The sequence below is a fragment of the Synergistaceae bacterium genome, from assembly GCA_012521675.1.
Taxonomy (GTDB): domain Bacteria; phylum Synergistota; class Synergistia; order Synergistales; family Aminobacteriaceae; genus JAAYLU01.
This window is the reverse complement of sequence record JAAYLU010000080.1, coordinates 1-6598: the sequence shown is the minus strand read 5'-3', so window position 1 is coordinate 6598 and position 6598 is coordinate 1. Positions and strand designations below refer to the sequence as shown.

The window sequence follows — 6598 nt, the reverse complement described above, 5'->3', positions numbered from 1 at the left end:
TGTCGCTCGGAAGGCCGCTGCTGTCGGATCCGGAGTGGGCGCGCAAGGTCAGGACGGGCCGTGTCGAGAAGATACGCCCGTGCATAGGCTGCCACGAGGCTTGCCTGAAGCGCATCGCCCGGTGCAAGCCCCTCAGCTGCGCCGTGAACCCCTCGGCGGGAAGAGAGAAGGAGTACGCGATCCAAAGGGCTCAAACCTCGAGGGAGGTCGTCATAGTCGGCGGAGGCATCGCGGGCATGGAGGCGGCTCGCGCATGCGCTCTGCGAGGGCACGAGGTCCGCTTGTTCGAGGGAAGCGACGAGCTCGGCGGCCACGTGATAGAGGGCTCCGTCCCCGACTTCAAGATCGACGACAGGCGGCTGCTAGACTGGTACAGGAGGGAACTCGCGGAGTTGAGGGTCGACGTGACGATGGGCAGGCGACTGGGCGTGGACGACGTGCTCGGGCTTGATCCTAAGACCCTCTTCATCGCGACCGGTTCGAAGCCGGTGATTCCTCCCATACCGGGGCTTGACCTGGGCGACCCGCGAGTGCTGACAACCAGGCAGGCCCTCATGGGCGAGAAGCCTCTGGGGAAGAGGGTGGTCGTAATCGGCGGCGGGCTCGTGGGGTGCGAACTGGCCCTGTGGCTGTCGCAGAAGGGGCACAGCCCGAGCATAGTCGAGCGACTGGGCGAGCTGATGATGCTAGGTGATACGGCCTATCCGAACAAGATGATGCTGCTTGAGCTGCTCGCATTCCACGAGGTCGCGACCTTCACCGGGGCCTCGGTAGTCGGCGTAACCGGGGCGGGGCTGAAGCTCGGCAGGGGAGAGGAGATACCCGTAGATTCCATAGTCCTCGCCACGGGCTACCGTGCTGAGAACTCGCTGTACAGAGAGCTCGCGCCAAGACTGCCCGAGGTCTACCTGATAGGCGACGCCCTCAACCCAGAGAACATAAAACACGCGATATGGAGCGCCTACGAGGTCGCAAGGCAGGTATAAAGACACCGTTTCCACCATGCGCAGGGCGGGGCCGAGGCCTCGTCCTGCGCTTGACAGTCGTTGCTCAGATGAAGGAGTTTCGGCGCGAAAGAATGGCAGAATAGCATGTGGATAATGCCGGATACCAATGTGCTTGTATCTCTGCTTTTGTTTCCCGATGAACGAATTAACGCCATGCTAGCACTCATTTTTTCAGAGCATGAGCTTATATTGTCCTCATTTGTCGTGACAGAACTGAAAGATGTCATAAGGCGAAAATTTCCTGCACAGGCAGGAGTTATTGACAGGTTCCTGTTGAAAATGAGTTATACTCTCGTGTATACGCCGGATGAGATTGACCCCTGCTGGTTTTATGGCAAAATATCTCTGATTGAAAGTACCATCCCAAACTGCCCTCTCGTCATCCTAAACTACCGCCTGTCTCGAGTTTTCGAGTCCAGGTTTTTGTCCGCACACCCCTCGCCTCCTCGAGCTTCTGGATGACGACAAGATGTGCCATCCCGCGAGCGGCTCCGGCCCCCAGCGCCAGCCCAAGTCTTGGGCGTCCGGATCGGTTTTCCGAAGCCGAGACCCTCCCAGTATTGTAACTCCTTACAGTCGGAAGAGCGGTAGTTCAAACCATGCGTTCACCGGCTTTCCGCTGTATCCTCTATCTGTAGCGATACAAAACCAATTTTGAAAGGCGGGGTTACAGATGAAGAGGACGGCGGTTTTTGCGCTGGTGGCGATCTTGGTATTGGCTGCGGCTGGTGGAGCGTTCGCATGGGGTGGACATGGAGGAAGAGGGTCGTCTAACCGCGGGATGCCCGGACAGAGTGGTACCATGATGCAGAAAGGGATGGGTTTTTCGGGCGGAGCGCAGGCCAATTCGCAGATGATGGGAATGCGCAACCGAGGGATGATGGGCATGTGGGCGAACATCGAGATTCCGCAGGAGATCCGCGACAAGCAGGTGGAGATGAGGAAGATCGCGATCGACATGCAGGCGGAGATGCGGAAGAACCCGATCGACCGGGCGAAGATCGAAGAGCTGCATAACAAGCGCGTGGAGATGCGCAACGAGCTCGGCGGCTGGATGTTGAAGCAGAGGCTGGACATGATCGAGAAGCTGCAGAAGTAGCGCAGTAACGAGCCGTGAGTTTGGTACGAACGGGTTAGCGCGGAGGGGGACATGCGTCCTCCCTCCGCGCATATCGTCTTGCCGGTTGGCAATCGGCATGGAATGAGTTGATACACGGGTCCGCACGTCTGTGCTATGATTGAAAAACAGAGATGAGAGGCAATACGGAGGGTGTTTGTCGGGTTTTGTGCGGCGCGGGCCGAGGGCCTGCGCGATAAGGAAAGGAGTGTCGAAATATGAGCGGAATGCGGGGTTCATGCACGGTTTTCGTCAACAGCTTCACAGATGGTCTTCTGGATCCGTCCATGCCCATGCTCGGGCCTGTCAGGGACGGCGGGACTATCGTCGCAAACACGGCGCCCGGGTGCTGGGGGCCGATGATAACGCCGGAGCTGAAGGGCGGTCACGAGGTTACGATACCGGTCGCGGTAGAGGGGGCGGAGCCTGGCGACGCCATAGCCATCCGGATAAAGGACGTAATGGTGACATCGCTCGCAACAGCCTCGGGCAATGACGCCACGCCCGACCCCTCCCGCTTTCGCGGGGACCCGTTCGTGGCGAAGCAGTGCCCCTCGTGCGGCGCGTACCGTCCGAAGACTGTCCTCGAGGGAATCGGACAGGGGGCTGTCCGGTGCGCGGAATGCGGGGCGGAGATATCGCCCTTCATAATCTCGAACGGCTACACGATCGTCTTCGACCACGAGCGAATGCTGGCGGTGACGCTGGACAAGGGTGGGGCCGAGCGGGTGGCGGCGGACGCGGCGCGCTTCTCGGCGAAGCCTGACAACTCCGTCCAGAACCCAGTGCTGGTGTTTGCGCCGGCCGACCTGCCGGGCATCGCCACCAGGATGAGGCCGTTCATGGGGCAGCTCGGGACCACCCCCTCACTGCCCTTCCCCGACTCTCACAACGCGGGCGACTTCGGCGCATTCCTGGTGGGGGCCCCGCACGAGTATGCGAAAACACAGGAGGAGCTGGAATGCCGGACCGACGGTCACATGGACGTGAACACCGTGCGCGCCGGGGCCGTGCTGATATGCCCGGTGAAGGTGCCGGGAGGCGGGGTTTACATGGGCGACATGCACGCCTTCCAGGGCAACGGCGAGATCGCCGGCCACACCGCGGACGTGGCGGGGGTCGTTACCTTGCAGGTGCACGTCCTGAAGGGGGTCAAGATAGGAGGGCCCGTGCTTCTGCCTTTGGAGGAGGACCTCCCCTATCTCGCGAAGCCTCTCTCCTGCCACGAGAGGCACTCGCTCAAGCGCCTTTCCGAGGAGTGGGGGGTCGGCGTGGAGGAGGATGCCCCGATATGCTTCATCGGCACGGGCGCCAACATGAACGACGCCATCTCGAACGGCCTCGAAAGGGCTTCCGACGCGCTCGACATGTCCGTCCTCGAGGTCAAGAACCGGGTCACGGTGGCAGGGGCGATAGAGATAGGACGCGCTCCCGGCGTGGTGATGGTCACCTTCCGCTGCCCGGTGGAGAAGATCGATCGCATGGGAGTGCTGCCCCTCGTAAGGCAGCAGTACGGCCTGTAGGCCTCGACTTCCTTGTCAAAAGGCGCGCGCCGTCCGTCGAGATGAACTCCGTGCTGCCGAAGCCCGATGGAGGCTACCGCTCTCAGGTGGTCCTACGGAACCGGAGCACAGGGCTGTGAGGGCTGTCTCGGTCGCGTTCCCCGGCACGTGCGGGGAGTTTTTTCAGGGCTTGGTCGACGGGGTTCGTTGCCTCGTATCATGCCCCATTGACAGATTCTCGAGGCTTGAACTCATCTCCGTTCCCGGTGCGGGGCTGTACGTCCCCGTGCCGATGAGCAAGACGCGCCGCGCGCTCGAGACGAGCCTGTCGGGCGGTTCCTTCGCAACGGGGCTTGCGGTCAGCCGCGTCGAGTCGCTCCCGGAGGGGAAGGGGTACGCCAGCAGCACTGCCGATATACTCGCCGCCCTTCACGGAGCAGCACGCCTGTCGGGCACGGAGCTGTCTCCGGAGGAGGCAACGAAGGCGGCGCTTGCCGTCGAGCCCACGGACAGCATCGCATGGCCGGGGCTGGCTCTCCTGGACCACAGGGAGGGACGTGTCATGGAGTTCCTCGGACCTCCGCCTCCGATGGCGGTGCTGGTTGTTGACGAGGGAGGAGAGGTGGACACGGAGGAGTTCAATCGCAGGGATGCGGACACGCTTCTGGCCGCCTTGGCCGGACTGCACAGGGAGTCCCTGTCGCTTCTCCGCGAGGGGCTTGAGCGAGGCAAGCCGGAGGCGGTTGGCGAGGCCGCGTCTCTGAGCGCCGCTGCGTGCTGCGCGATCCATCCGAGGCCGCTGCTGGAGAGATGCCGTTCACTGTCGCTCTCGCTGGGCGGGTACGGAGTATGCACAGCTCACAGCGGGACCCTGTACGGGGTGCTGCTTCCCGCATCCTCGATGCTTGACGCTCATTCGGTGCTGGAGGCCGCGTGGGAGGCCCTGCCGGAGGCGGTGGAGCTCTCCCTGCACTCGGTCGTCCCGGGCGGTCCCAGGTACCCGGAGTAGACGAGCTGAGCCGGAGCCAATTGGCGGCCCTGCTCGAAAAAACAGCGACGGACCGCATACAAGGAGGGTGTGATAATGAGTCTTTTCGTCGTCCTGTTCGCCGCAGCGGCGTGGGACCTGTTGCTGGACGAGCCGCCTTCGGCTGCCCACCCGGTGGTGTGGATGGGAAAATACGTGGGTGCCTTCTGGAACCGCAGGCCTGCGGAGGTGACCGACCGCAAGAGGCTGATCTTCGGCGGGATCATCGTTCTCACGGGTGCCTTGGTTTTCTCCCTCCCTCCGCTTCTCCTGCGTTTTCTCCCTGGGCTGGTGGCCATGCTTCTCGCCATACCTCTCCTGAAGTGCGTCTTCTCCATAGGGGCGCTGCTGAGGGCCGGTGAGGGCGTAATGCGGGCCGTGGACCTGAACGATCTGCCGGAGGCTCGCAAACAGCTGTCGTGGAGCTTGGTCAGCAGGGACACGGAGGGCCTCTCGGCCTCGGAGGTCGTGGGGGCGGCGATAGAGTCCCTGTCGGAGAACCTGACGGACAGCCTGGCGTCGCCCCTGTTCTTCTACTCATTGTTCGGTCTGCCGGGGGCATATTTCTACCGCTATATAAACACCTGCGATTCGATGATAGGCTATCGCGGCGGCGACTTTGAATGGGGAGGCAAGATCGCGGCAAGGGTGGACGACGTGCTCAACTGGATACCGTCGCGGATAGCCTCCGTGCTGCTGCTGCTGGCGGGCGCGGCGGCGGGCGAGGATATCGTGAGGGGAGTGGCGGCCCTTCGCGACGAGAGGGGAAAGACCGCGAGCCCCAACGCCGGATGGACCATGTCGGTTATGGCGGGGCTGCTGAGGGTAACGCTGGAGAAGCGCGACTGCTACTCGATAGAGGGAGGCGACGAGCCGCTTGACACTGCGGTGCTTGCCCGATGCCTGAGGGTGGTCCGCATCTGCTCGGCCATGATCCTGGCCTTCGCCGCGGCACTCGGAGGACTCGGTGCCCTTTTCACCTAGGAGGGAGCTGTCGGGAGCGAGGGCGGCGTATCACGGCGGGCTTGACTACGAGCAGCTTCGCTCCGAGGGAGTGGATCCGCAGGCGGTGCTCGACTTCAGCGTGTCGGTGAACTCGATGCCGCCTCATCCCGAGGTGCTGAACGCCGTGGCGCGCGCCGCCCTAGCCCGCTACCCGGACTCCTCCTCCGGCGGTCTGCGCAGGAAGATCTCCGAGGTCACCGGCCTGCCCGCCGACTGCATACTCGTCACGAACGGCCTGGCCCAGGCCATCTATCTGATCGCCTTCGCATTCTGCGACAGGGGGGACACGGCGCTTGCCGCATCGCCCGCCTTCGGGGAGTACGAGGTGGCGTCCCGGCTCGCAGGGGCCGAGTTCGTCCCTGTCCCGGCTCTCGAGGAGGAGGGGTTTGCCTTCCCCGCGGAGAGACTCTTATCCGAGGTGAGGAATCGACGTCCGTCCCTCGTCTGGGTCTGTTCGCCGAACAACCCGACAGGCGCGATTCCTTCGGGGGCCGAGGCCGAGGCTCTGCTCGCCGCCTGCGAGGAGGAGGGAGCGCTGCTGCTGCTCGACGAGGCTTACGTGAACTTCGCTCCGTCCGGGGCGTCGCTCGTGCACCTTCTGCCCTCTCCGAACCTGTTGATAATGCGCTCCATGACGAAGGACTACGGGCTGACCGGGCTCAGGCTGGGGTATGTCGCAGGCGACCGGGGGCTGATCGGACACCTGGCGGCGTTGCAGCCGCCGTGGAGCGTGAACTCGTGCGCCCAGGAGGCAGGGGCCGAGGCACTGCGCAGGGAGGATTTCTACGAGGCTCAATGGCGGGAAGTCATACGCCTGACCGGGAGACTGGCGGAAGGGATTCGGCGCGCCGGGTACGAGACGCTGCCGCCCAACGCGAACTTCGTGCTCTTCAAGGCGGGGGACACCGAGGCTCTGAAGGAGTTTCTCTGGCGGGACCGG

At 63.2% G+C, this 6598-nt stretch carries 7 protein-coding genes; all 7 read left to right on the top strand.

Going from position 1 to position 6598, the window contains the following annotated elements; translation table 11 throughout:
• Positions 1–986 (top strand): FAD-dependent oxidoreductase (locus GX181_07805; GenBank protein NLM71845.1); only part of this gene is annotated, 986 nt, incomplete at its 5' end.
• A 105-nt stretch (positions 987–1091) separates the two neighbouring features.
• Entirely contained in the window at positions 1092–1469 is a 378-nt protein-coding gene (locus tag GX181_07800) for a type II toxin-antitoxin system VapC family toxin (GenBank protein NLM71844.1), read from the top strand.
• A 211-nt stretch (positions 1470–1680) separates the two neighbouring features.
• Positions 1681–2106 (top strand): hypothetical protein, encoded by a 426-nt coding sequence (locus GX181_07795; protein ID NLM71843.1) that lies wholly within the window; start codon positions 1681–1683, stop codon positions 2104–2106.
• A gap of 236 nt (positions 2107–2342) precedes the next feature.
• Positions 2343–3647: an acetamidase/formamidase family protein gene (locus tag GX181_07790; GenBank protein ID NLM71842.1), complete on the top strand. Its 1305-nt coding sequence runs from the start codon at positions 2343–2345 to the stop codon at positions 3645–3647.
• 115 nt (positions 3648–3762) lie between these two features.
• Positions 3763–4635, top strand: coding sequence for a GHMP kinase (locus GX181_07785; protein NLM71841.1), 873 nt, complete (start codon positions 3763–3765; stop codon positions 4633–4635).
• A gap of 75 nt (positions 4636–4710) precedes the next feature.
• Positions 4711–5637, top strand: coding sequence for a cobalamin biosynthesis protein CobD (gene cobD / locus GX181_07780; GenBank protein ID NLM71840.1), 927 nt, complete (start codon positions 4711–4713; stop codon positions 5635–5637).
• Positions 5621–6598, top strand: a 978-nt coding sequence (locus GX181_07775; GenBank protein ID NLM71839.1) for a histidinol-phosphate aminotransferase family protein, incomplete at its 3' end; no start/stop codon positions are given. The genes cobD and GX181_07775, both read left to right, overlap by 17 nt.

What these genes read in the sequence shown, in the direction of transcription:
- GX181_07800 (NLM71844.1), top strand. Translation starts at nt 1,092, where the DNA reads ATGTGGATAATGCCGGATACCAATGTGCTTGTATCTCTGCTTTTGTTT.
- GX181_07795 (NLM71843.1), top strand. Translation starts at nt 1,681, where the DNA reads ATGAAGAGGACGGCGGTTTTTGCGCTGGTGGCGATCTTGGTATTGGCT.
- GX181_07790 (NLM71842.1), top strand. Translation starts at nt 2,343, where the DNA reads ATGAGCGGAATGCGGGGTTCATGCACGGTTTTCGTCAACAGCTTCACA.
- cobD (NLM71840.1), top strand. Translation starts at nt 4,711, where the DNA reads ATGAGTCTTTTCGTCGTCCTGTTCGCCGCAGCGGCGTGGGACCTGTTG.